Below are 25,082 nucleotides of genomic sequence, written 5' to 3'. Positions count from 1 at the left end.
TCTCGGTGCGGGGCGCGTCGATCGCCACAGAGGGTGATCTCCGGACGAGAGGGAACCAGTGCACAACTACGAGGGCATCTACGTCTCCGGGAAATGGTCTCCGAGCGCAGGCGCACGAATAGCGGTGACCTCGCCCGCCTCGGGTGAGGTGCTCGGGCACGTCACCGCCGCCACCTCGGAAGAGGTCGGAGCGGCGATCGCCGCGGCCCGTGATGCGCTCGAGCGCGGTCCGTGGGCCACGACGACCGCCGCCGAGCGGGCAGCCGCGATCGGCCGGCTGGCCGATGCGATCGAGGCGGAGTCCCGGGATTACGCCGACGTGGTCTCTGCCGAAGTGGGCTCGCCTCGGAAGTGGACGTCCTTCGGGCAGATCGGAACCGCGCTCGGAGTTCTTCGCACCTTCGAGAAGATCACACCCGAATACCGTTTCGAGGACCGTCGCCCGTCAGTGATCGGCGGAGAAGTCCTGGTGCGGCAGCTCCCGGTCGGTGTCGTCGGTGCGATTCTGCCGTGGAACGCGCCGCTGTTCACCGCCTTCCTGAAGCTGGCCCCCGCCCTCGCCGCGGGTTGCACGCTGGTGCTCAAGCCGTCGCCCGAGGCTCCGCTCGCATTGTCGAAGCTGACGGCGGCAGTGGAGGCCGCCGGGATTCCGGCGGGAGTGATCAACATCGTGTCCGGTGACGTGCAGACGGGCGAGGCCCTGGTGTCACATCCCGGTGTCGACAAGGTGAGTTTCACCGGTTCGACAGCGGCAGGCAGACGCATCGGCGCCGTCTGCGCGGCAGACATTCGCCGGTGCGGCCTCGAGCTCGGCGGAAAGTCTGCTGCCGTCGTCCTGGACGACGTTGTTCTCGACCAGAAGGTCGTGTCGGGTCTCGTCACCGGCGTCATGGCGAACAATGGTCAGGTCTGTGCCGCACAGACTCGTATCCTGCTGCCGCGCAGTCGCTACGAGGAGTGCGTCGACGCGATCGCCGCCGCCGTCGCCGCGCTCACGGTCGGGGACCCGGCGAATCGTTCGACCGACGTCGGGCCGGTGATCAACAGTGCCGCGCGCGATCGGATCGAAGCCCACATCCAGCGCGCGGTGCAGGACGGGGCGCGGGTGGTCGCCGGCGGCTCTCGTCCCCACGGTCTCGACACCGGTTGGTTTGTGGCGCCCACTGTGCTCGCGGATGTCCACAACGACATGGCCATTGCGCGCGAAGAACTCTTCGGGCCCGTCTGCGTCCTGATCCCGTACGAGGGAGAGGACGAGGCCGTGGCTCTCGCCAACGACTCCGACTACGGACTCGCAGGGGCGGTGTGGTCCGCGGACGCCGCCCGGGCGGCGCGCGTGGCCGCTCGACTTCGCGTGGGATCGGTATCGGTCAACTCACCCGCACCACTCGACTTCGGCAGCCCCTTCGGCGGTTTCAAGAAGTCAGGCGTCGGCAGGGAAGGTGGTCCGGAAGGTATCGCCGGGTACCTCGAGACGCAGTCGATCATTCTCTGACCCCCAGGACACTCACCCGCGTCGACACCTGCCGGTGCCGCGCCGATGGAAGGAATTACATGGAGACGCAGGCAGCAGTCCTGTGGGAGCGCAACTCTCCCTGGTCTATCGAAACCATTCAGCTCGACCCGCCCAAGGAACAAGAAGTTCTGGTCGAGTTGCACGCGTCCGGGATGTGCCATTCGGACGAGCACATCGTGACCGGAGACATGCCGTTCCGGCTTCCGTGTATCGGTGGCCACGAAGGCGCCGGAGTCGTCAAGGAAGTCGGTTCCCACGTGTCGTGGCTGCAACCGGGCGACCACGTCGTGTTCGGGTTCATTCCCTCGTGCGGTCGTTGTCCGTCGTGCTCGAACGGTCACCAGAGTCTGTGTGACCTCGGAGCCAAGATCTACAGTGGGCGTCAAATCTTCGACGACACCGCACGCCACCACATCAGGGACGAAGATCTCGCGCTTGCGTGCGGTATCGGGTCTTTCGCACACCACACCGTGGTCCACGAGGCCAGTTGCATCAAGATCGAACCGCATCATCCGCTCGACCGTGCCTGCCTCCTGGGTTGTGGCTTCGTCACCGGCTGGGGTTCGGCCGTGTATTCGGCAGATGTCCGGCCCGGCGAGACCGTCGTCGTCGCGGGTGTGGGTGGTATCGGTGCCGCGGCAGTGCAAGGAGCGAGAATCGCTGGGGCGCGCACCATCACGGTCATCGAGCCCTCCGAATTCAAGCGTGAGGAAGCCAAGCGGATGGGTGCTACCCACGTGGCGTCGTCGTGGGAGGAAGCCCCGGAGGTCGTCGCCGAGGCCACATGGCATCGTGGCGCCGACAAGTTCATCTGCGCGATGGGCGTGGGCGAGGGCCGTCTGGTGGCGAAGGCCCTGGCCATGACCGCGAAGCGTGGCCGGCTGGTGGTGACGAACATCCACCCGATGGCGGAGCGCGAGATCTCGGTCAGCCTGATGGACCTGACACTCACGGAGAAGCAGATCGTCGGCAGTCTCTACGGCTCAGCCAATCCGCGTGCCGACATCCCGAAGCTGCTGGAGCTCTGGAGTTCGGGCGGCGTCGACCTAGATTCGATGGTGACGAGGGACTACCCCCTCGAGAAGGTCAACGACGGCTACGACGACATGCGCGGCGGCCGCAACATCCGCGGAGTCCTCCGCTACCCCGCGGCGGATGCGTGATCGCTGGAGCACACGCACTGTAGGTTCCGGGATGGCCACGGGTGAAGCGGGCGCACACCTGGGGATACCGAGTTACACGGCATTCCGCCCAAATCGCGTTCCCCACTCCAGCGTCAACAGCGTGACGCCGATCCTGTGGTACAACGTGTTTCGTCAGGGATGTCGAAACACGGTGTACAGCAACCGGGTGGTACCCCGAAGAGTCACCATGTGCCAAGCTGCGATTGCAACGAGCTGGTAGGCGGGTCGGCCTCGGCTGGAACACTGTGCGGCCTCGCTCTGGGAGAACTCTTGTTGTTACGGCGCACCATTCTCGGTTGCCTCACCGGGCAGTGCGCTGACGTATCTCCCTCGACTCATCTTCGGTGTCGGAGTCGTGAACGAGGTCCGATTTGCGAACGAGAATATTGCCAAGGGATGGCGCCAGAGCCGCCAGCGGCGGTGAGACCTTCGGCGATGAGCGGAAACGTTCCACCGAAGAGGGCCACGGAGAGCATCGACGGCAATCCCACGCCCACGGCTCGCACTGCTGGAGGGAACAATTGAGGGCCGACCATGGCGAAGGGACCTGTTACAGATCCGAGGACAGTGAGGTACAGCAGTGCTCCGGGCAGAATGGGCACCACCCCGGTGGAAAGTCCGATGATGACGGGCAGTGTGCACACCGCAAGGGTCACGTACCCGATCCGCAATATCCGGAGGCCACCGAATCGGTCCGCGCGGAATCCCGACACCAAGATGACGGGGATCAAATACACCGTGAAGATCGGCACATACCCCGTGACTTGCTCCTTCGTCGCGACGCCGGCGTGGGAAAGGAACTTGGCCAGGTAGGCGGTGATGAAGTACATGCCCATGGTGACCGGGACGAGCATCAGGAAGATCGCGGCGGCCTGACGGGTGCGTGCGCGAAGTAGTGGGAGTTGACGCGGACGTTCGTTCTTCACTTGTTCGGTGAAGATTTCGCTCTCTGGCGCGGCACCACGAATCCACACCGCGATCAGTCCCATTGCGGCGCAGACGAGGAAGCCCACACGCCAGCCGCCGGACTCGAGTCCCTCGACGCCGTAGATTCCCAGCAGGATCGCCAGACACGCAGTCGCCAGCATTTGCCCGACGCAGCTCGAGGCGCTGGCAACCGCGCCGAAGAGGAACCGTCGATTCCGGGGCGCCGTCTCGAGAAGGTACGTTCCGACTGTGGCTTGCTCACCACTCATCGACAGGCCCTGAACGAGCCGGGCGAGGACGACGATGACCGCTGCCCACACACCGATGGTGTCGTAGCTGGGCGTCAGCGCGATGACAAGGGCGCCGACGGACATCATGGACACCGACTCGACGAGTTCGCGCGCCTCGAGCCGTCGCCCGATCCTGCCTCCGTGATCTGGGCTGTGTGGATGGCCCTGACTTTGAACACGCAATCCGGTTTGGATGGATATCTGCTCTGGAAAAAGGCTGCCGCCACAGCCCCTGAGGTGATGGACAGGGCAAACGGCGAGCGTCGCCGGAGTGTCCAGCTGGCACTGACTGCCTTCATTTCAGCCTCATTGGGCCTCGATCCGGACGCCGACATGCGTCCTCAACTCATGGCTGCGACACTCGAGGCGGCAACTCTGCTCTGGTGAACTTTTGGGTTGCGCGCGGTGGAGTCGAAGATCTGTACTCGATGTATCAAGATGCTGCCCAGTCGATTTCAGAACTGTCCGTCAGCATCCTCGATGCGGAGGCGTTCTCGTCGATCGAAGCCCAGCGGTGACAGAAATCGATCCTCGAGCCGAGACGTCTAGAGCGACCGCGCGAGTATGTCTGTGGCAATCGGTGCCCTCCACGACATCCGCACCGGTGTCCGCAGACGACCATTACGCAACTCCTCACGGGGCAGATCACGTGTCGAGTGGGTCGAGCGCCTGGGTCTCCACTGCGGTCTTGCTGCTGAGGGGAGCGTTGGGCAGCACGAGTGCGGCAACGAGTCCGAGGAGTCCGAGCGGCGTGCACAGCAGGAAGAGGTCGCCGATGCCGTCGGCGTACGCGGTCTGAAGCTGTCCGCGTAGGGGTTCGCCGATGTCGGCCACGCGTGGAACAGATGCGTTCACCAACTCCGATTCGTCTCCGCCAGTGTGAAATGCGGAGATTCTCGTAGCGAGAACAGCGCCCAGGATGCTGACGCTCATCGCGCTCGCGAGTTGACGGAAGAACGCGGGCAGCGCGCTGGCGGCACCCAGTTGGTGCGGCGGCGCGCAATTCTGCGCGACGACGAGAAGATTGTGCATCAGGACTCCGATCGCGAACCCGATGCACAGCAGATACACGGACACCGTGGCCAGCCCGGATGAGACGGTGAGGGTCGACAGACCGGCGAGCCCGCAGACGAGCGCAACGCTGGCGAGGACGACCCAGCGCTTCCACAATCCGGTTCGGCTGATCCGATGTCCGATCACGGAGGCGGCCAGAAACGTCGCGACGGACATGGACAGCATGAAGATTCCTGACACCGAGGCGCTGAGTCCTCGGGCGATCTGCAGGTACTGACTCATGAATGTCGGTACAGCGAGCATCGTGACACCCAATGCCGTACTGGCGATCACGACGCGGGAGATCGAGGGATTCCTGAGCAGCGCGAGGGGTATGACGGGCTCGCGGACCTTCGCCTCGACCACTGCCGCGGCGAGGGCGCACACGACCGCACCACCCAACACGACATATGACGTCGGTGAGAGCCAGTCGAACTGACTGCCCGCCAACGTGACCCACATCATGAGCGCGCATGCACTGACCGAGATCAGGCCGGCGCCGACCCAGTCGATGCGGATTGGACGATGGTCGACGGGCAGGTGTAAGGACCGCTGAAGGAGTACCACGGCCGCTATCGCAAAGGGGATGCCGAGGTAGAAGCTCCAGCGCCAGCCGATGGTGTCGGTGACGATCCCCCCGATGACGGGGCCGCCGATCGTGCCGATGCCGATCACCCCGCTGATCAGGCCGGCGTATCGCCCACGTTCGCGCGGGCTCAGGAGATCCGCGAGCAGGACCGGCCCGACGGCGATCACTCCTCCGGCCCCGATTCCTTGAAGGGCTCGGCACCCGATCAGGACGGTGGTGTTCGGTGCGAGCCCGGCGAACAGGGATGCGACGACGAACACGGCGATGGCCGCGAACATGAGCTTCTTGTGGGAGAAGAGGTCGGCAAGCTTTCCCCAGATCGCGAGGCTGACCGTGGTCGTGAGCAGAGTAGAACCGACCACCCAGGTGTATGCGGTCTGATCCCCGCCGAGTTCGTGCATCATCACCGGAAGGGACGTGAGGACGGTCGTCGAGGCCAGCGCCGCGAGAACGAGACCGAGCAGGGTGCCTGTCAGTGCGAGCATCCTGTCCTGCCGGCTGTGCGGGTGCGCGGCGGCATCTCGGACTTTGTCTCGGGTGTCTTCCGAAAATGCCAAGCGTGAACGTATTCGGGTGTGCCACACGTCTCGAGTGCTCATGTGCGCCTTTCCGGGCGCCGTCGGCGTCGGGAAGAGGACGTAGACAGTGCCAGATCTCAGAGACGTGGAGAGGGTGCCGCGGGTCCGGCACCCTCTCCACGTCACATGTAATTGTCCGACAACAACGTCGGGGTCAGAGGATTGCTCCACTCACCTTGTATTGGATGATCTGGTCCATGCTCAGGCCGAGTTCCTCGAGCACCTCGTCGGTGTGCTCACCGTGTTCGGGTGCGCGCGTGACCTGGCTGGGTTGTTCATTGAACTGCACCGGTGCCGTCACGAGCTTGAAGGGAGTGCCTGCCGCGTCTTCGAGGTCCGCGATGTAGCCGTTTGCCTCGACCTGGGGGTCGGTGACGACCTCGCGTGGCTTCTGTACGGCCGACCACACTCCGTTGATGTCCTTCAAGGCCACCTTCCACTCGTCGAGTGTCTTTTTCGCGAACCCTGCCGAGATGGCGGCAATGCACGCGGCCCGGTTCTCGGCACGCGTCGCGTGGCTGTCGAACCGGGGGTCGTCGATGAGCTCGGGGCTCTCCAGCACCGTCATCAGCTCGGGCCAGAAGCGGTCCGATTCGAGCATGACGATGGAGATGAACCGATCGTCCGCCGTCCTGTACATGTTGACCAGGGGGTTTGCAGCTTCCGACTGAACCGGCTTGGGGTACTCGTCGATCTCGAAGGCATGCGCGCCTGCGATCGTCGCGCCCATCGCCCAGGACCCCATCGCGAGGAGCGAGCTGTCGACGACAAGGGCCTCGCCGGTTCGTTCCCGGTGGAACAGCGCCGACGAGATCGCTCCCGCGATGGTGAGGCCGCCGAGGGTGTCCCCGTAGGCGGGGCCCGGCATGTTCACCGGGTACTCGCTCGATGCGGGGGTGACGTTGTCGGCAGCCCCGCTGCGACCCCAGAAGGACGACATGTCGTATCCGCCGCGTTCGGCTTCCGGTCCGCGCTGACCGGCCGCGGAGCCGCGGACGTAGATGATCTTGTCGTTGTGCGCACGAACGTCGTCGACGTCGATACGCAGCTTCTTGCGCGCCGAGGGACGGAAGTTCGTCAGAAACACGTCGGCCGTGGCGACGAGTTTCATCAACAGCTCGCGCCCTTCCTCCGACTTCAGATCGAGTGCCACACTCCGCTTCCCGCGGTTCGGTAGCTCGAACATGTGGTTTACACCGCCGGCGGGGATCAGTCCGGAGCTGACCAGACCTCGTTGCGGGTCGCCGCTTTCGGGGTGCTCGATCTTCAGGACGTCGGCACCCCACTCGGTGAGTATTGCGCCGGCCACGGGCACATAGGTCCATGCCGCAACTTCGACGACTCGGATTCCGTTCATTACACCGACCACGGTGATGCTTCCTTTCCGGATGGGGACAGCGGGCAGGTGCCGAAACGGGTACGGCGCCGGTAAGCCGGCGAGCCCTGGCGAACCTGGAGACACTGTGAACCTGAAACCTCTGAGGAGAAGTATCTGACTCAGTGTACATAAAAATGCGAGGTTTGTGTGTTCCGCATCACAAGCGTATCGAACGTGCATTTTCTGATTGACGGTGGGGGCGGCCGACAAGCGTGATAGGTCACGAACTACCACTGCATGGCCCGGAAGGCGTCGACATCCCGACCGTGCCAATCGCCTCCGGTCAGACGTGCGTTTCAACGAGGCGGATCGCCGCACGGCGCAATCGTGCGGATTTCGCATCGTCAATCTGACACAGCGAGTACTTTGAGGATGGTCGCCTGCCCAACTGGTGGTAGATGGGACATGTGCGCCCGCGCTCGCGTACTCATTGGTGTGAACATCAGTGTCAGAGAATTGAGAGCCGAGGGCTGCGACCCTGTGGTCGCGGGCGCGTCGCGGAACATTTGTGTGAACTACTCGGCACGGTGACCGAGCGGACGATCGACGGGCATGCGAACGTCGATTCCCTCGAATATATGCAGCGCATAAGGGCAAAGGTTCGAGCGCGGTGCAGGCAACGTCATCCTCGTGCGGTTGAGTACCGGCATCGGGAGCGGGCGCTTCCCGAGGCTGATATTCCGCTCGACTCTTTCGTGACACAACCATCAGATGCTAGGGTTCGCCCAGGGTGACCGAGGTCACGTCTGATCCGTTTCGCGCGGCTGATCGGTATCGGGCACCCGTCAGCGACAGTTCTTTGGAGGAACTCGATGTCAAACCAATCGGGACGAATGCTCCCCGAGGTGACCGCGGAGTCGCGGGACTTCTGGACCGGAGGATTCGAAGACGAACTACGCATCTATCGGTGCCGAGCGTGCCGTGGGTGGATCCATCCGCCGGTCGGCGCGTGCTGGCGGTGTCACAGCCGCGACGTCGGTCCCGAGGTCGCTTCGGGTACCGGCAAGGTCGCGGCGTACACCGTCAATCACCATCAGTGGTTTCCCGCGTTCCCGCCTCCCTATGTCATTGCGGCGGTGGAACTCGACGATCAACCGGACGTTCGCCTGACCACCTGCCTCGTCGAGTGCGACGTCGATGCAGTCGAGGTCGGCATGGCGGTCGAGGTGGTCTTCGACGAGCAGGACGACGTGGCACTTCCCTTCTTCAGGCCGGTGACGAAATGACCTTTGTGGACGACCGTGCTGTCATCACGGGTATCGGGCAGTCTCAGATCGGACGCCGTATCGGGCGGACCGGTATCGACCTCGCACTCGAGGCCTCGGAGCGAGCGGTGGAGCATGCCGGACTGTCGTTCGATGACATCGACGGTGTAGCCAGCTATCCCGGTCCGGTGAACGCGGAGGGCGGCTTCGTCGGCGCGACGACACACGACGTCCGTGACGCTTTCGGCCTGAAGACCCGCTGGCACGTCAGCGGTGTCGAAACTTCGGGGCAGATCGGAACACTCCTGGATGCAGCTGCCGCCGTGGCGAGCGGGCGCGCCACCCACGTACTCTGCTTCCGCTCGGTGTGGGAGGCGACAGCTCAGGCGTCGGGTCGCGCCGCGGCACTGACCGGGAAGATGGTTCGCGCCAGTGGGCACTCGGAGTTCAGGCTGCCGTTCGGGGCGGCTTCGCCGGCCAACTGGATCGGCATGTACGCGCAGCGATACATGCACGAATTCGGGCTCACCCGTGAGCAGATCGGCAAGCTCGTCATCAACGGCCGTCGTAATGCCGGCCTCAACCCCAATGCCATCTACCGGGATCCGATGACGATGGACGACTACCTCGGCGCCCGGTTGATCTCCTGGCCGCTCGGTCTCTACGACTGCGATGTTCCGTGTGACGGCGCGACGGCGATCATCGTCTCGCGGCGCGAAGCGTCGACCGGACTGAACAATTCGCCCCTCGCCATCGAAGCGGCGGGTGCGTCGCTCGCGGAGCGGCACACCTGGGATCAGCGAGCCGATCTCACGACCATGGCATCCCACGACGCGGCGGACTCGATGTGGGAGACCACCAAGCTGACGCCCGGTGACGTCGACTTCGCGACGCTCTATGACGGCTTCAGTTACTTGACGACTCAGTGGATCGAAGCACTCGGGTTCTGTGAGCACGGCAAGGTCGGCCAGTTCCTCGACGAAGAAGGCCGCTACCGCCTCGACGGTGAACTCCCCATCAACCCGCACGGTGGCCAGCTCTCGGCCGGCCGTCTACACGGATACGGCTTTTTGCACGAAGCCTGCGTGCAGTTGTGGCGGGAGGGCGGAGACCGGCAGATCGCCAAGGACGTCGAAATCGCCGCAGTCGGTATCGGTGGCGGACCCGAGGCAGGCTGCATGCTGCTACGTCGCGAAGGGTGACGACATGACCACCGCAGAATCCACCAGTTCCCGCGGCACGTGGTCCACACGGCTGCGTGGCGGCCGAAAATGGCGTGCGCTCCGTTCCAATCGGGCGGCCATGGTGTCGCTCGCTTTTCTCGTCCTGCTCGTGCTGGTCGCAGTGTTCGGTTCCGTCCTGATGACTCACGACCCCAACGCGCAGGCACTCAGTGCACGTCTGCAGGGGCCGAGCGGTGAACACTGGTTCGGCACCGACGGTTACGGACGTGACGTCTTCAGCCGCATGGTCGACGCAACCCAGGTCGCTGTACTCGCAATCGTCCAGGCAATGGCGCTGGCGGCGATCATCGGTATCCCGTTCGGTCTCCTCGCCGGACTGGTGGGCGGTCCGGTGGACGCAGTGCTCAGTCGTATCGCCGAAGCACTGCTCGCGCTGCCGCCGCTGATCCTTGCTCTGGCGGTGGTCGGTGTGCTCGGTCCCGGACTGACGAACGCCATGATCGCCGTCGGAATGCTGCTGGCGCCGAGACTGTTCCGCATCGCGCGGTCCGAGGCGCAGGCCGTGGCAGGCGAGTCCTACATCGAGGCCTGCCGTAGCGTCGGGTGCTCGAACTTCCGGTTGCTGTGGCGGCACGTTCTTCCGAACGCCAGCTCTGCCCTGATGATCCAGGTGACGTTCGGTGCCGGCATCGTCATCATTGTCGAGGCGAGCCTGAGCTTCCTCGGACTCGGTGTCGAGTCACCTCAGGCCAGCTGGGGATCCATGCTCCAGGACGCGTTCCAGAACGTGAGCGTCTCGCCCAGCTTCATGATCGTGCCCACCGCTGCGATCGTGTTGACGGTCCTGGCGTTGTCGACGTTCGGTGACGGTATGCGTGATGCTTTCGAAGGGCGTGGAGCAAATGGCTGACAAGACACTACTGGCGGCAGACGAAGCGGTGGCCGATCACGTCGACCTCGGGCAGAAAGTCCTGGAAGTCACGGATCTGTGCATCGATTTCAAGACCGAGCACGGATGGTCCCGTGTGGTCGATCATCTCGACCTGGTGTTGCGCCGAGGAGAGACGCTAGGACTGGTGGGAGAGTCCGGTTCCGGCAAGACCGTCACGTCGTTGGCGATCATGGGACTTCTCACCGGACCCAAGGTTCGGATCACCGGCTCGGTTCGCCTGGAGGGCCGAGAGCTTATCGGCCTGTCCAACCGTGAGATGAACGACCTTCGGGGCAAGACGATCGGCATGATCTTCCAGGAACCGCGCCGATCCCTCAACCCCGCCTTCACCGTAGGCGATCAGATTGCCGAGGTGGTGCGCAGACACAAGGAGGACGTCGGGCGCAAGGAGTCCTGGAGCCGTGCCGTCGAGATGCTGGATCTGGTCGGTATTCCCGACCCGGAGAAGCGCGCGCACGAGTATCCGCACCAGTTCAGCGGTGGTATGTGTCAGCGGGTAATGCTGGCGATGGCCGTCGCCTGCGAGCCGGTCGTCCTCATCGCGGACGAACCGACGACGGCACTGGATGTCACGGTTCAGGCTCAGGTGCTGGACCTTCTCACGGAGCTTCAGGAGCGGATGGGGCTCGGCGTCCTGTTCATCACGCACGACCTCGGTGTGGTCGCGCAGACGTGCGACCGGGTTGCTGTCCTCTACGGTGGCCAGGTAATGGAGACGACCGTCGCCGAGAAACTCTTCTACGAGCCCGAGCATCCCTACACCGAAGGACTACTGGCGTCGACGCCGGACGCTCAGGTGCGAGCCGAGCGACTCTTCGCGATTCCGGGAACCGTACCCGCGGCCTGGAATTGGCCGAGCGGGTGCAGGTTCCACCCCCGTTGCGGATACGCCGCGGCGGGGCAGTGCGATGAGGGCACTGTCCCGCTCGAGGGTTCCGATCATCACCTGGTGCGTTGCGTCCGGTCCGATGAGTTGCGCTTGGAAGGAATCAAGGAATGAGTCCGATCCTCGAAATCGACAGCCTCGTCAAGTCCTTCGTCAAGAAGCGGAATCTTCTGGGCATCCCGACGGAACACACCCACGCCGTCAAGGACGTGTCGTTCACGCTGGAGAAGGGCCGGACCCGGGCGATCGTCGGCGAGAGCGGTGCCGGCAAGTCCACGATCGGCCGGATGGCTCTGCGACTGGCCACCCCTGACACGGGTTCCGTGAAGTTGTTCGGAGACGACATCATGACGATGTCGGCGAAGGAGGTGCGCAGGCTTCGCCGGCGCGCGACGATGATCTTCCAGGATCCGTTCAACTCGTTGGATCCCCGCATGTTGATCGGCCAGTCCGTGGCGGAGCCGCTCACCTTGCACACGAAACTGCGGGGGAGCGCTCGTAACGAGCGGGTTGCGGAACTGCTCGAGCGGGTAGGGCTCCGCATGGACCAACTCGAGAAGTACCCACACGAGTTCTCCGGAGGCCAGTTGCAGCGCATCGCCATCGCGCGCGCGCTGGCCACCGAGCCGGAGCTGATCGTGTGCGACGAACCCGTGGCGGCACTTGATGTCTCGATCCAGGCCCAGGTACTCAATCTCCTGCAGGATCTGCAGCAGGAACGGCAGATCAGCTACCTGTTCATTTCCCACGACCTGGCGCTGGTGAAGATGTTCGCCCACGATGTCACCGTGATGCGACGCGGCGAGGTCGTCGAGTCGGGCACTACCGAGCAGATCTTCGAGGACCCGAAGGATCCGTATACGAAGGAACTGCTGTCGGCGATCCCGGTGATGAATCCGCGCAAGCGTGCCGCGAAGCGAACTCTGGTCGTCCAGGCATGAACCACGGGATCACCAGACAACCGATTTCACCGGTGTCGCCGACTTCTGCCGCGTGGGCAAGTCCGACACCTGACCACATCTTTCGTCTCATGAGGAGTCGGGTTTCATGCTCAAGCTCGTCGTCAGTCGCGTCTTAGCGGCGATACCCCTGTTGCTGTTGGTGGCGTTTCTCTCCTTCGCGTTGCTCGAGTTGGCGAACCGGGGCACGGACCCGGCGGCTCGGATCGCGGGCGAAGGCGCCAGTGCCGATCAAATCGAGCAGGTGCGCCAGAACTTGAATCTCGACGCGCCCATGGTTGTTCGCTATGTCGAGTGGGTCGCTCATGCCCTCACCGGAGATCTGGGTACCTCCCTCTACAGCGGCCAGCCCGTGACCGATGCGCTGATGGAGCGGATCTGGATCACCGGCTCACTCGCGTTGTGGGCCATCGTGCTCACCGTGGTCATCGGAATCCCTCTGGGCGTGTGGGCTGCCGTGCGCCAGGGATCCGTCGTCGATCGCGCGGTGACGACGCTGGCGGCGCTCCTCATGTCGGTCCCCCCGTTCGTTCTGGGCCTGGTTCTGGTGATCACGTTCGCGATCACTCGCGCGTGGCTCCCCGCGACCGGATATGTGACGATCGCGGAGGGCGGGATCGTCGAATGGTCGCGCCATCTGATCCTGCCGGCGCTCGCACTGGCCGCGGTGTCCGCGGCGGAACTCGCGCGTCAGACGAGAGGTTCCATCGTCGATGCGATGAACAAGGACTACGTGCGCACCGCGCGCGCCAAGGGACTCGCCGAGCGTGGCGTCCTGTGGAAGCACACCATGAAGAACGCGTCCGTATCGATCGTCACGGTGCTCGGTATGCAGATGGGGCGCATCCTGGGCGGCGCGGTGACCGTCGAATTCGTCTTTGCGATATCGGGATTGGGGATGCTCGGGTACACCGCGGTCGTGCAGCGCGACCTCCCCGTCGTTCAGGGTGTGGTCATCATCAGCGCGCTGGTGGTGCTGGTGTGCAATCTTCTGGTCGACATGTCGTACGGTTACCTCAATCCGAAGATCCGCAAGTAGACAGGGTTGGGCCGAAGCGGATTTCGGCCGTATCTGCCTACGCGAGAGGGCTGTCGGCTGTGTGTCCGGCAGCCCTCTCAGGTGTGTTCGCTGGTGTGGAGCGTAGCGATAGAAGACTTCTATGGGCTCGATCCGCGGATTGCATGGCGAAAGATGTTGCGCCACTTGCGATATGTGATCACGGTCACTAGTATTGGCCACGCACGCCAAGGCATGCGCAGTGAGTCGAAAAGCCGTGAGCGCCGTGATCGCCGTGTCGGACGGGTCGCCCATCGATGGGTCTCGGCCATTCGCGATTCCTTCCGATTCTCTGCCAGGCACTCTTGGCGCCGTGCAAGGCGAGTTCGTGAACATGACGTACCGATCAAGGTGAGAAATGGGCGTGTGGGTATGAAGATCCGTAGCGGAGTTTCCTCCGGTATCAAGATGCTGGTGATGGCGGTCACGGTGGCGGCGGTCGCGTCCGCCTGTGGCGGCGGCGGGTCGACTGCGGGGGCCGTGAGCGGTGGTGAGGTAGACCGGAACGGGACGTTGAAGATGGCGTGGACGCTGGCCCCCAACAATCTCGATCCCCACCAGTCCAGCAACTATCAGGTCGATTTCAGTTACCTTGCCCCGGTCTACGATCGGCTGACGCAAGCAGTATCGGGGCCGGCGATCGAGCCCATGCTGGCGGAGTCCTGGCAGTTCTCCCCGGACGGTCTCAGCGCGGATTTCGTTCTCCGTACCGACGCGAAGTTCCACGACGGAACCCCGGTCGATGCCGCCGCCGTGGTGAAGAGCCTCGACCGTGCTCGGGACCCGCAACGGGCACGTTCGGCGGGATCGCTCGCGGTGATCACCTCGGTCCAGGCCGTGAACGACAACACGGTGCGGATCACGACCAGCAGGCCCGCAGCAGACTTGCCGGCCATCCTCTCGACAACCACGGCGGCCATCGTCAACCCGGTCGCCATCGACGGTGGAGTCGACCTGTCCGTGGAGACGGCGGGCTCGGGACCCTACGTGGCCGAGCAGATCCGACGAGGCGACCGCATCATCTACAAGCGTTTCGACGGGTACTGGGATCCGGAAGCGCAGAAAGCCGCCAATCTCGAGATCATCGGGATCAGCGACGACAACGCACGACTCAATGCCTTCCGTAGCGGTCAGATCGACGTCATGCTCGCGAAAGCAGGCCAGACCGACGAGCTGCAGACCCTGCTGCGACAGCCGCAGTACCAGATGCACACCTTCCCCGTGTCGCAGTACTACGCAGTGCAACTCGACATCGGACAGCAGGGTCTCACCGACCCGCGAGTTCGGCAGGCTCTCAATTACGCGATCGACCGGGACAGCATCAACTCGGCGCTTCTGAAGGACCAATGCCAGCCGATCTCGCAGCCGATCGCCGACGGCGTCAACGGCCACAACTCCGACGTCGACGGCAAGTACACGTACGATCCGGACAAGGCGCGCCAGCTGCTGAAGGAGGCCAACGCGCCTGCAGATCTGAAGCTGCGGCTGATCACGGTCTCGGGCCTGTCTCCCCAGCAGGAGATGGCCACCGCCATCCAGGCACAGTTGGCCGATGTCGGGGTGGGGCTCGACATCATGCCGCTCCCCGCGGCCGATGCGCAGACCACGATGGGGGAGGGGAGCTACTCGCTCCTGAACCCGCGCCTGACGTACCCGACCCCCGCACAGTCGCTCCAGACCAATTACCTCGTTCCGTTGCGCTTCCCGACGGCACCTTCGCAGGAGTTCACTGATGCGGTGAACCGTTCGCTGGACCCGAACACTCCTGACGCCGACCGCACCCAGCTGTACTCGGAAGCCTCGGGTATCGCCTCGGAGAATGCGTACGACATGTTCATCTGTGGAATTCCGACGCAGGCCGCATACACCGACAAGGTCGTCGGTATCGACACCATCGGGCAAGCGGACTTCAGCGGAATCCTCGACACGCGGTACCTGGGCAAGACCTCCTGACCCAGTTCTCATCAGAGTGTTGTCGGGCGAGGGGCGTTGCCCGGGCATGGTCCCGGGGCGACGCCCCTCGTTCTGTGCGGCGCGGGTCGGTGTCTGCGTCGATTCCGAGGAAATGGAGCACATTCATGTTCGATAGAAGTTCTCGTCGCCGTCGATACCCGGTGGCGGTTGCTGTGCTGGCCGCCGGCGTCGTGGTCTCGTGTGGGACCGCGACAGGCGAGCACGGGGCACAAGGCGAGGTGGATCGCACGGCGACTCTGCGAGTGGCCGGCAACGTCGTCCCGAACAATCTCGATCCCCACCAGTCGGGCAACTATCAGATCGACTTCCCGTTTCTGTCTCCGGTGTACGACCGGCTGACCCAAGCTGTAAGTGGTCCGACGATCGCACCGATGGTCGCCGAATCGTGGACATTCGCCGACGACGGAAGGTCAGTCGATTTCACGCTTCGGAACGACGTGACGTTCCACGACGGCACGCCGGTGGACGCCCAGGCTGTCGTCGCGAGCCTTGCCCGCGCGCGTGATCCGCAGAAGTCGAAGGTGGCGGGCAGATTCGACATGGTGACCGGTGTGGACGCCGTGAACGGGAACACAGTGCGGATATGGACCAGTCGTCCGGCGCTCGATCTCCCCGCCGTGCTGTCGACGACCGAGGCGGCGATCGTGAATGTGAAGGCTCTCGATGCGGGACTCGACATCGGCCGCACGGACGCCGGTTCGGGACCGTACCGCTTCGATCAGGTGCGCCCCGGTGATCGTGTGACGTACGTGCGTTACGACGGCTACTGGGATCCGGACGCGCAGAAGCCCCAGCGGCTCGAGCTGATCGGAATGGCTGACGACAACTCGCGGCTCAATGCGTTCCGTTCCGGACAAGTCGATGCGATCAAGGTCGATCCGGACCAATACGACGAGATCCGTGCTGTCACCGGGGGTTCGGGGTTCGAGATACGCGAGTATCCGACCGTCCAGTCATACGCCGTCCAACTCGACATCGGCACACCCGGACTCGAGAACGCGAAGGTCCGGCAGGCGTTGAACTATGCCATCGACCGCGAGGGTATCAATTCGGCTCTGCTCAACGGAAAGTGTGCACCACTGTCGCAACCGCTTCCCGAAGGTGTGGACGGCCACGACGACAGCAGGACCGCCCTCTATACGTACGATCCGGCCAAGGCGAAGGCTCTGCTGAAGGAGGCGGGAGCGCCGGAGAACCTGTCCCTGCGCGTGATCTATGTCGCGGGTGCGTCGCCGCAGCAGGAGATGGCGACGTCGGTGCAGGCGCAATTTCGTGACATCGGCGTCGACGCACAGCTATTGCCCATTCCGGCTGTCGATGCACAGTCGACTTTCCGTCAGGGCGACTATGGGCTCTTGAACTCGAGGTTGGCGTATCCGATTCCCGGCCAGTCACTGTTGCTGAACTACATGGCCGACTACCGCTTCCCGAGCCCGCCGTCGGCCCAGTTCTCCGACACGGTTCTGCACTCGCTCGACCCGCGGCTCGATGACGGCGAGAGAACCGAGCTTTTACGCCGTGCCTCCGGCATCGCTGCCGACGATGCATACGACGTCTTCATCTGTGGAGTACCGACGATCGTCGCGTACTCGTCCTCAACGATCGGCATGGACACTCTCGGGCAAGCGGATTTCACGAGCATCTTCGATGTGCGCTATGCGGGCAAGACGACGTCGTGATCCGCACGATATGTCAGAAACTGAAAGAAGTCCGCGTTCTCGCGAGCTGTCGATCGCCTCGGCGTTACCAAAGTTCATGGCAATCGCTCTGAATTGCCTGCAGAGATTGACGCTGGTGACCCATCTCACTACGATGACATGGTGTCAGATAGATCACTGACAATCCGGATGACGTCACGACCAGGACCCGTCATCCCATTCACTTAGGGAGTCGAAGTGCCGCTTCAGGACCATATGCATTTGATCTCGGTGGACGACCATCTGATCGAGCCGCCCACCGTGTGGACCGATCGGTTGCCCAAGAAGTTCCACGAGCAGGGCCCGCGGATCGTCGAGATGGACATGAGCCAGAGCCACGGCGACGAGGGGTTGTCCGCGCTGCTGCTCGACACGGCCCGCCAGGGAGACACCGCGCCCAAGAAGAAGAAGCTCGCGGAGGTGTGGTCGTACGAGGGTCGGATCTATCCGAACATCGGATTGAATGCGGTGGCGGGCAAGAAGCCGCAGGAATACGGGATGGATCCCACGCGCTACTCGGACATGCTGCCGGGGTGTTACGACCCGAAGGCGCGGGTGGCGGACATGGACATCGACGGCGTGCAGGCCGCGTTGTGCTTCCCGTCCTTCCCACGCTTCGCCGGCACCGTGTTTCTGGAAGGGAAGGACCGAGAGTTGGCTCTGCTGTCAGTGAAGGCGTGGAACGACTTTCACCTCGATGAATGGGCGGCGTCCAATCCCGATCGTTTCATTCCTCTGATCATTCTGCCGCTGTGGGATCCGCAGGAGGCGGCGAAGGAGATCTACCGGTGCGCGGCGAAGGGGGCGAAGGCGATCACGTTCCCCGAGAACACCGTCGGGCTCGGGTTGCCGTCGTTCTACACCGATTTCTGGGATCCGGTCTTCCGCGCCGCGGAGGAGACGAAGATGCCGCTGTGCATGCATTTCGGCTCCTCGGGTAAGGCGCCGATCACCTCTCCGGAGGCGCCGATGGCGGTGATGATCGCGCTCTTCGGTACCAACTCGATGGACGCGACCGCGGATCTGTTGTTCTCGCCGGTGTTCTACAAGTTCCCTAATCTGAAGGTAGCGCTGTCGGAGGGTGGTATCGGGTGGATGCCGTACCTGCTCGAGCGGATCGATCTGACGTGGGAGAAGCACCGCTGGTACCAGAACGTGAACAAGGAAGTGCGTCCGTCGGATCTGTTCCGCGAGCACATGTACGGCTGCTTCATCGACGACTTCGAGGGTGTCGCCCGGCGCCACCAGATCGGTATCGACAACATCACCTGGGAGTGCGACTACCCGCATTCGGATTCGAACTGGCCCAACAGCCGGCAGTACACCACGAAACTGCTCCAGGATGTTCCCGATGACGAAGCGCACAAGATCGTCGAACTGAACGCCCGGAAGTTGTACAACTTTCCCAGGGCCGCGACAGCGTGACACCGTGATGTCATCGAGCTCCCCCGCTTGACCGCGGGGGAGCTCAGCTGTTCACCGCCATCGGTGTCCGTATCTGGTTCCGACCGGGAAAAGACTGCAGTGCAATCGTTCTGAACGCCGATACTGCGGGGGCGAGCGTTCCCGGCCGGCAGAGAAGGCCGATCTTGGTTTCGCTCACGGGAACGATGGTCTTCATCCGCGCTCCGTCCGGCAGCCGGGACACCCCCTGGGTGCCGAGACAGGCACCGACACCGGCGCGCACCATCTCCAGGGTCGACTCGTAGTCCTCATTCTCCACCGCGACCGTCATTCGGGCATCGTGCGCAGCGAACACGCGATCGAGCGCGAGACGCGCCTGATTGCCGATCGGCGGCACTATCAGCGGAAGTTCGGCGGCCTGGGGCCAGGTGATGTCGGAGGCGTCCGGGTGGGGATCGTGGCGCCGCGGAACGATGACCGCGAGCGACTCCACGTCGAGTACGTCGGCAGAGAGCTCCGGGGGCGTGCGGTCCACTCGCGCGAAGGCGATGTCGCAGTCACCCGATGCCACGAGTGTATGAACCTCCGATTCCGTTCTCGGCGCACCCATCGTGACCTTCATCTGCGGGAACTGGCGGCAGAATTCCGACACCACTTCTGCGATGGAGGTAGTGAAGGAGCGGGTGGTCACCACCCGCACCGTTCCCTCTGTCATGCCGCGCAGTGACGACACGGTGGCGTCGATGTCGTCCAGCGCCGAAAGTACCCGCCGCGCGGGCCCCAGGATCGAGTGACCGGCGGATGTGAATGTCGCACCGCGGGAGGATCGGTGGAAGAGCTGCATCCGAAGTTCGGATTCGAGCTTCGCGATAGCATGCGAGAGCGACGGCTGCGTGAGATGTATGGCTGCGGCCGCCTTGGTGAACGAACCGTGTTCCGCGACCGCGACGAGGCATCGGAGTTGCTGGATCTCCATCAGCACTCCGCGGCGTGGGGTGAGGAGGCCATTTCTATTACCGTCTTGCCGAGAGACCGCCCCGCAGCGACGGTGTGCAGAGCTGCGTTCACCTGGGTGAGGGGATACCGGGCGCCGATGAGGGGCCGGATCCGGCCCGACGCCCACAAGTTCGTGAACTCTGCGCGGTCTCGTTCTGCGCGGCTGGGGTCGTGGGAGGCGAACGTGCGAATTTCGAGGCCGCGAACGTCGACGCCCCTGAGCAGCACCAGGTTCAGCGGGATCTGGGGAATGTGTCCGCTGGCGTAACCCAGGGTGACGAACCGCCCGCCCCAGCGCATCTCCCGCAGTGCCTGTTCGGACAGCGTGCCGCCCACCGGGTCGATGACGATGTCGATCGAGCCCGAGCCGATCGCCTCTCGGACTCCGGTCCGCAGATCGGTTGCGGAGTAGTCGACTGTGAATTCCGCGCCCCGGCTGCGAGCGGCCTCGAGTTTGTCTGCCGACGATGCGGCAGCGACGACCCGGCCCCCGAGAATGGTGGCGAGTTCCACGGCGGCGAGCCCGACTCCACCACCGGCTCCGAGAACGAGAACCTTCTCGCCCGAGACGATCTCGGCTGTCGACCGCAACGCGTGATACGCGGTCAGGTGGCACACCCAGGTAGCGGCGGCCTCGTCGAAACCGACGGTGTCCGGGATCGGCACAGCAGCGGTGGCCGGTGCGACCACGTACTCGGCGAATGCTCCCGGGGCGAGGACCGCCACCCGGTCGCCTTGAACCGGGGCGGTGACGTCCGGCCCCACGGCGTGCACCACGCCGGCCGCCTCGTGCCCGGGGACGAAGGGGAGTGGCACCTGAACCTGGTATTTTCCCGCGATCATCAGGGTGTCGGGAAAATTCACGGCCGCCGCGCGCACCGCAACCAGGATTTCTCCCCGTCCCGGTGCCGGAACGGCGACGGAATCGATGCCTATCGCGTCGGGATCTCCCAGCCTGTGGATGCGGGCTGCCGACATCACGGTGGGAGTTTCGGTAGGGGTCATCGGTGTCCTCTCGCGGATTCGCGGGTCTCCAGCAGGGAGTATGCCGGAGATGCCCACAGAGTAATTGCATTCTGCTAAATCAGTCATTATGTTCCAAGTATGGCAGATCACAGTGACAGCACCTCGGTCGCGGACCGGCTCGACGACAAGCCCGCCCTCTCGCTCGACGTCGAAGGGCTCGGCAAATGGATGGACGGCCAAGGGATTCCCGGAGCCGGCGAACCGGTGCAGGCGCGGAGTCTGGCCGGTGGATCGCAGAACGAGCTCTTCGAGATCCTTCGCGGGGGCGAGAAGATGGCGCTTCGACGTCCACCCGGCTACGGAGTCGAAGGCAGAGCCAAAGTCCTCATGCGTGAGGCGCAGCTTCTCAGGGCCCTCGCAGACACCGACGTACCGCACGCCAGGCTGCGCGGCGCGACCGATGACGTGTCTGTCATCGGGTCGCCCTTCTACCTGATGGATCTGGTGGACGGCTGGAGCCCCATGGGCGGCGGCTGGGCGGCGCCGTTCGACACCGATCTACAGGCCCGATCGGGACTCGCGATCCAACTGGTCGACGGCGCCGCGAAGATGGCGCGCGTCGACTGGAAAGCGCAGGGCCTCGAAGGCTTCGGTAAGCCGGACGGCTTCCTCGACCGGCAGGTGGATCGCTGGCTGTCGCATTTGGCCGGGTTCAAGTTCCGCGACATTCCAGGACTGGACGAGACCGCAACGTGGCTCCGGAACCACCAGCCCCGGACCTTCGAGCCCGGAATCATGCACGGTGACTACCAGTTCGCGAACGTCATGTATCGACACGGTGCGCCGGCCGAGCTCGCGGCGATCATCGACTGGGAAATGGCGACAATTGGCGACCCGCTGCTCGATCTCGGTTGGGTGCTGGTCGCGTGGCCGCCCGAGGGGGATGCGATGCAGCATGCCCGCTATCTGAACTACGACGGGATGCCGTCCCGGGAAGACATGCTCGAGCACTATGCGACGGTCAGTGGACGCGACGTCACCGACGTGGATTACTACGTCATTCTCGCCCGGTTCAAGCTGGCCATCGTCTTGGAGGCGAGTGTGGCCCGGCACGCGAAGGGGGAGGCAGACGCCCGCGTCGCCCGCTTCGGCCCGATCGTGCACGAGCTCATGCAGTTCGCCGCAAACCTGTCGAAGACGACGTCGCTCCGCTAGCGCACCGACGTCGCACCGAAGAATCGAGGAATGGGAATGTCCTGGGATTTCGAAACCGATCCTGAATTTCAGAAGAAACTCGACTGGACCGCGCGGTTCGTGCGCGAGGAGGTCGAACCGCTCGATCTGGTGTGGCCGCACGACAACTACAAGCCACTCGACGACGAGCACCGTCGAGTCGTGGATCCGCTCAAGCAGAAGGTGCGCGACCAGCAGCTCTGGGCATGCCATCTCGAACCCGCTCTCGGCGGGCAGGGGTACGGACAACTGAAACTCGCCCTGCTCAACGAAATCCTCGGCCGCTCCGCCTGGGCTCCGGTCATCTTCGGGACCCAGGCTCCCGACACCGGGAACGCCGAGATCATCGCCCACTTCGGCACCGAGCAGCAGAAGGCGACCTACCTCCAGCCGTTGCTCGAGGGGGAGATCTTCTCCTGCTATTCGATGACCGAACCGCAGGGCGGCGCCGACGTCTCCGGTTTCGAGACGACAGCCGTCCGCGACGGTGACGACTGGATCATCAACGGGTGGAAGTTCTTCTCCTCCAACGCCCGCTACGCGACGTTCTGCATCGTCATGGCGTACACCGACAAGGATGCCGGTCCACACAAAGGCATGTCGATGTTCCTCGTTCCCACCGACTCTCCGGGTCTGACGATCGAGCGTAACCTTGCACTGATCCACGAACCGGCGGACGAGGGCTCGGAAGCCTACATCCACTACGACAACGTCCGTGTTCCCCACACCGCGCTGCTCGGTGACGAGGGACGAGCCTTCGAGGTGGCGCAGGTCCGTCTCGGCGGTGGTCGCGTCCATCACGCCATGCGCACGGTCGGACTCGCACAGCGTGCACTGGACATGATGTGTGAGCGGGCACTGAGCCGCACCACCCGCGGGAAGGCACTCTCCGAACGCGAGACCGTGCAGAACTACATCGCCGAATCGTATGCGGAACTGGAGCAGTTCCGGCTGTTCGTTCTTCGCACGGCGTGGTTGATCGACAAGACCAAGGACTACTCGCTGTGCCGCAAGGACATCAGCGCGATCAAGTTCCTTACACCCAAGGTGCTCCACGACATCGTCCAGCGCTCGATCCAGGTACACGGGGCCCTCGGTGTTACCCAAGACACTCCGTTGGCCAAGATGTGGGTCACGGCGCCGGTAATGGGCCTCGTGGACGGTCCGACCGAGGTTCACCTGCGTCAGGTGGCGAGGGCGGTGCTCGAGGACCACCGGTCCACCGACGGGCTCTGGCCGACCGACCACATTCCGTCGAAGCTCGAAGCAGCGAAGGACAAGCTCGGCATCGTCTGATCACGGAGGCGGGGAGCGTGGAGGCGCATGTCCACGCTCCCTTCCTGTGTCTGTTTCGAGTGAATTCGATTGGGGGCCTGTGACGCCCGACGCTCCGCGGCTTTGACAGATGTGAGCTGGAGCACTAGCTTTCTGATCGGCGTGAAAATTCCGCCATTCAGTTGATCCCCGGGACCGTTCTCGTCGGATCTCGGCATCTGATCGGAGAAGTTCATGGCTTCGTCTCGTGTGATCAAGATCGGGGCACTCGCGGTCGCCACCCTCGTCGCAGGCGCATGTGGAGGCGCCGGTGGTACTACGGGCCACACCGACTCACTGACGGTGGCGTGGTTCATTCCCCCGTCGTCGATGGATCCGCACATGAACCCGAGTGCGGCCGGGGCTCACCCGTACATCGACCTCCTGTACGACCGGCTGACCGCAATCGAACCGGTCGACGGTGTACCCACGGTGGTGCCGAGCGTGGCCGAGTCCTGGGACTACTCTGCCGACGGCCGGACGCTGACGTTCTCTCTCCGGCGCGACGTGAAGTTCGACGACGGCACGCCACTCGATGCGAAGGCGGTCGTCGCGAGCATGGACCGAGCGCTGCACCGGCCACAGTCTTCGGCTCAGGACAAGTTCACGATGGTCGAGGACGTCAGTGCACCAGGTGATTACACAGTGCAGTTCGCGCTCGACGAGCCGTCGACCGATCTGCCGTTCATTCTGGCGACGACTCTGGGATCGATCGTCAATCCGAAGGCAGTTGATGACGACCTGAGTATGCATCCCGCTGGATCGGGCCCGTACGAGCTGACGTCTCTGACGGTCGGGGACAAGGCAACGTTCACGAGGGTGCACGACTACTGGAACCCGGACACATACGTGATTCCCAAGGTCGAGATCCGTGGGATCGTGGATGACAACGCGCGAATGAATGCGCTTCGCAGCGGTCAGATCGATGCCGCGCTCTCGCGGATGAGCCAGTACCGGGATGCGACAGCCATGGCCGATTCGGGCGACTTCACCTTGTCCACCTCGGGGCGGACATCCTGGTACACCATCTATCTCAACTCCGATCGCGGACCGCTGCGCGATCCCCGCGTCCGTCAGGCGCTCAACTATGCGATCGACCGGGACGCGTTGAACGATTCTCTGATGAACGGACAGTGCGCTCCGACGTCGCAGCCGCTCCAGGAGGGAGTCGACGGACATGTGTCCGAGGACGGATTCGGATATCGCCACGACCCGGACAAGGCGCGTGCCCTGCTGGCCGAGGCCGGTTACGCAGACGGCCTGGAGATCAAGGCGTTGACAACCGGCGCGCACGCTCAACTGTCCGTCGGCATCCAGGCTCAGCTGCAGACCGTCGGTGTGAAGATGGACTTCGAGAACTCCGATTTCGGTGAAGCGCTTCCGCGATGGGAATCGGGCGAGGTCGATGGCTGGCAGTACAGCATGGCGGGAAACCCCGAACCGGGCTTCACCCTTCGCGACCGCTACCTGGATCGTAGCCAGCAGGGCCCGCTCCCCGACGGGTTCGCGCAGACGATCCGGTCAGCGCTGGCACACGAGCCTGGCGACGCAACCCGAACCGCACTGCTGGAACAGGCGTCCCGAGTTGCGTCCGAACAAGCGCTGGAAGTGTTCATCTGCGCGCCGGCGACCCAGTACCTGCACACGCCGGGAGTAGTGGGATTCGACGAGATGACCCCGCCGTTCGTAGGTGGCCCGTTCGAACTCCGGCACGTCCATTTCGCGGAGTGATGTAGGGTT

The 25,082-nt window shown here is 63.8% G+C and carries 21 protein-coding genes; 16 read left to right on the top strand and 5 right to left on the bottom strand.

Annotated features, from left to right (window positions below):
* Positions 1 to 58 precede the first annotated feature (58 nt).
* Both JVH1_RS40380 and JVH1_RS40375 read left to right on the top strand, forming a co-directional pair.
* The gene (locus JVH1_RS40380; RefSeq protein WP_009472404.1) at positions 59 to 1,495 is read left to right on the top strand and encodes an aldehyde dehydrogenase; all 1,437 of its coding nucleotides are present in this window, start codon (positions 59 to 61) and stop codon (positions 1,493 to 1,495) included.
* Positions 1,496 to 1,554: 59 nt separating this feature from the next.
* Positions 1,555 to 2,679: an NDMA-dependent alcohol dehydrogenase gene (locus tag JVH1_RS40375; protein WP_009472405.1), complete on the top strand. Its 1,125-nt coding sequence runs from the start codon at positions 1,555 to 1,557 to the stop codon at positions 2,677 to 2,679.
* Positions 2,680 to 3,035: 356 nt separating this feature from the next.
* On the opposite strand, the gene JVH1_RS40370 is transcribed toward JVH1_RS40375, so the two are convergent.
* Positions 3,036 to 4,004 carry an MFS transporter gene (locus tag JVH1_RS40370; protein WP_157173897.1) on the bottom strand — a complete coding sequence of 323 codons (969 nt, stop codon included), beginning with the start codon at positions 4,002 to 4,004 and terminating at the stop codon, positions 3,036 to 3,038.
* Between the two features lie 54 nt (positions 4,005 to 4,058).
* Between JVH1_RS40370 and JVH1_RS40365 the strand changes: the two genes are divergently transcribed.
* Positions 4,059 to 4,304 carry a hypothetical protein gene (locus JVH1_RS40365; protein WP_371113133.1) on the top strand — a complete coding sequence of 82 codons (246 nt, stop codon included), beginning with the start codon at positions 4,059 to 4,061 and terminating at the stop codon, positions 4,302 to 4,304.
* Positions 4,301 to 4,435, top strand: a complete 135-nt coding sequence (locus JVH1_RS40360; protein ID WP_371113132.1) for a hypothetical protein — start codon at positions 4,301 to 4,303, stop codon at positions 4,433 to 4,435. The genes JVH1_RS40365 and JVH1_RS40360 overlap by 4 nt, the downstream gene beginning before the upstream one ends.
* 127 nt (positions 4,436 to 4,562) lie before the next feature.
* On the opposite strand, the gene JVH1_RS40355 is transcribed toward JVH1_RS40360, so the two are convergent.
* On the bottom strand, positions 4,563 to 6,044 hold the full coding sequence (locus JVH1_RS40355; RefSeq protein WP_237735054.1) for an MFS transporter: 1,482 nt from the start codon (positions 6,042 to 6,044) through the stop codon (positions 4,563 to 4,565).
* A 247-nt stretch (positions 6,045 to 6,291) separates the two neighbouring features.
* Positions 6,292 to 7,494: a CaiB/BaiF CoA-transferase family protein gene (locus JVH1_RS40350; RefSeq protein WP_043777158.1), complete on the bottom strand. Its 1,203-nt coding sequence runs from the start codon at positions 7,492 to 7,494 to the stop codon at positions 6,292 to 6,294.
* Between the two features lie 833 nt (positions 7,495 to 8,327).
* On the opposite strand from JVH1_RS40350, the gene JVH1_RS40345 reads away from it, so the two are divergent.
* From JVH1_RS40345 to JVH1_RS40305, 9 genes are all read left to right on the top strand, one after another.
* On the top strand, positions 8,328 to 8,741 hold the full coding sequence (locus JVH1_RS40345) for a Zn-ribbon domain-containing OB-fold protein (RefSeq protein ID WP_009472413.1): 414 nt from the start codon (positions 8,328 to 8,330) through the stop codon (positions 8,739 to 8,741).
* Entirely contained in the window at positions 8,738 to 9,922 is a 1,185-nt protein-coding gene (locus tag JVH1_RS40340; protein ID WP_043777161.1) for a thiolase family protein, read from the top strand. The genes JVH1_RS40345 and JVH1_RS40340 overlap by 4 nt, the downstream gene beginning before the upstream one ends.
* A 4-nt stretch (positions 9,923 to 9,926) precedes the next feature.
* Positions 9,927 to 10,814: an ABC transporter permease gene (locus JVH1_RS40335; protein WP_063711548.1), complete on the top strand. Its 888-nt coding sequence runs from the start codon at positions 9,927 to 9,929 to the stop codon at positions 10,812 to 10,814.
* Positions 10,807 to 11,856, top strand: coding sequence for an ABC transporter ATP-binding protein (locus tag JVH1_RS40330; RefSeq protein WP_051033613.1), 1,050 nt, complete (start codon positions 10,807 to 10,809; stop codon positions 11,854 to 11,856). Before JVH1_RS40335 ends, JVH1_RS40330 begins: the two co-directional genes overlap by 8 nt.
* Entirely contained in the window at positions 11,853 to 12,683 is an 831-nt protein-coding gene (locus tag JVH1_RS40325) for an ATP-binding cassette domain-containing protein (protein ID WP_009472417.1), read from the top strand. The genes JVH1_RS40330 and JVH1_RS40325 overlap by 4 nt, the downstream gene beginning before the upstream one ends.
* Positions 12,684 to 12,789: 106 nt before the next feature.
* Positions 12,790 to 13,740 (top strand): ABC transporter permease, encoded by a 951-nt coding sequence (locus JVH1_RS40320; protein ID WP_009472418.1) that lies wholly within the window; start codon positions 12,790 to 12,792, stop codon positions 13,738 to 13,740.
* A 390-nt stretch (positions 13,741 to 14,130) separates the two neighbouring features.
* A complete protein-coding gene (locus JVH1_RS40315; RefSeq protein WP_043777164.1) occupies positions 14,131 to 15,711 on the top strand; it encodes an ABC transporter substrate-binding protein in 1,581 nt (526 codons plus the stop codon).
* 125 nt (positions 15,712 to 15,836) lie between these two features.
* Positions 15,837 to 17,411 carry an ABC transporter substrate-binding protein gene (locus JVH1_RS40310; RefSeq protein WP_009472421.1) on the top strand — a complete coding sequence of 525 codons (1,575 nt, stop codon included), beginning with the start codon at positions 15,837 to 15,839 and terminating at the stop codon, positions 17,409 to 17,411.
* A 216-nt stretch (positions 17,412 to 17,627) separates the two neighbouring features.
* The gene (locus JVH1_RS40305; protein WP_009472422.1) at positions 17,628 to 18,854 is read left to right on the top strand and encodes an amidohydrolase family protein; all 1,227 of its coding nucleotides are present in this window, start codon (positions 17,628 to 17,630) and stop codon (positions 18,852 to 18,854) included.
* A 43-nt stretch (positions 18,855 to 18,897) separates the two neighbouring features.
* On the opposite strand, the gene JVH1_RS40300 is transcribed toward JVH1_RS40305, so the two are convergent.
* Both JVH1_RS40300 and JVH1_RS40295 read right to left on the bottom strand, forming a co-directional pair.
* On the bottom strand, positions 18,898 to 19,809 hold the full coding sequence (locus JVH1_RS40300; RefSeq protein ID WP_009472423.1) for a LysR family transcriptional regulator: 912 nt from the start codon (positions 19,807 to 19,809) through the stop codon (positions 18,898 to 18,900).
* On the bottom strand, positions 19,809 to 20,807 hold the full coding sequence (locus JVH1_RS40295; RefSeq protein WP_043777169.1) for an NADPH:quinone oxidoreductase family protein: 999 nt from the start codon (positions 20,805 to 20,807) through the stop codon (positions 19,809 to 19,811). The genes JVH1_RS40300 and JVH1_RS40295 overlap by 1 nt, the downstream gene beginning before the upstream one ends.
* Before the next feature lie 126 nt (positions 20,808 to 20,933).
* Here JVH1_RS40295 and JVH1_RS40290 point away from each other — a divergent pair, with 126 nt between their 5' ends.
* The 3 genes from JVH1_RS40290 to JVH1_RS40280 all read left to right on the top strand — a co-directional run bounded on the left by JVH1_RS40290 (position 20,934) and on the right by JVH1_RS40280 (position 25,073).
* Positions 20,934 to 22,010: a phosphotransferase family protein gene (locus tag JVH1_RS40290; protein WP_009472425.1), complete on the top strand. Its 1,077-nt coding sequence runs from the start codon at positions 20,934 to 20,936 to the stop codon at positions 22,008 to 22,010.
* Positions 22,011 to 22,046: 36 nt separating this feature from the next.
* Positions 22,047 to 23,324, top strand: coding sequence for an acyl-CoA dehydrogenase family protein (locus JVH1_RS40285; protein WP_009472426.1), 1,278 nt, complete (start codon positions 22,047 to 22,049; stop codon positions 23,322 to 23,324).
* Between the two features lie 213 nt (positions 23,325 to 23,537).
* Positions 23,538 to 25,073, top strand: coding sequence for an ABC transporter substrate-binding protein (locus JVH1_RS40280; RefSeq protein WP_009472427.1), 1,536 nt, complete (start codon positions 23,538 to 23,540; stop codon positions 25,071 to 25,073).
* The last annotated feature ends 9 nt before the right edge of the window (positions 25,074 to 25,082 follow it).

It is taken from the genome of Rhodococcus sp. JVH1, from assembly GCF_000280725.2.
GTDB classification, from domain to species: Bacteria; Actinomycetota; Actinomycetes; order Mycobacteriales; family Mycobacteriaceae; genus Rhodococcus_F; species Rhodococcus_F jostii_A.
The sequence above is the reverse complement of the archived record's forward strand: the minus strand, read 5'-3'. Positions and strand labels throughout refer to the sequence as shown.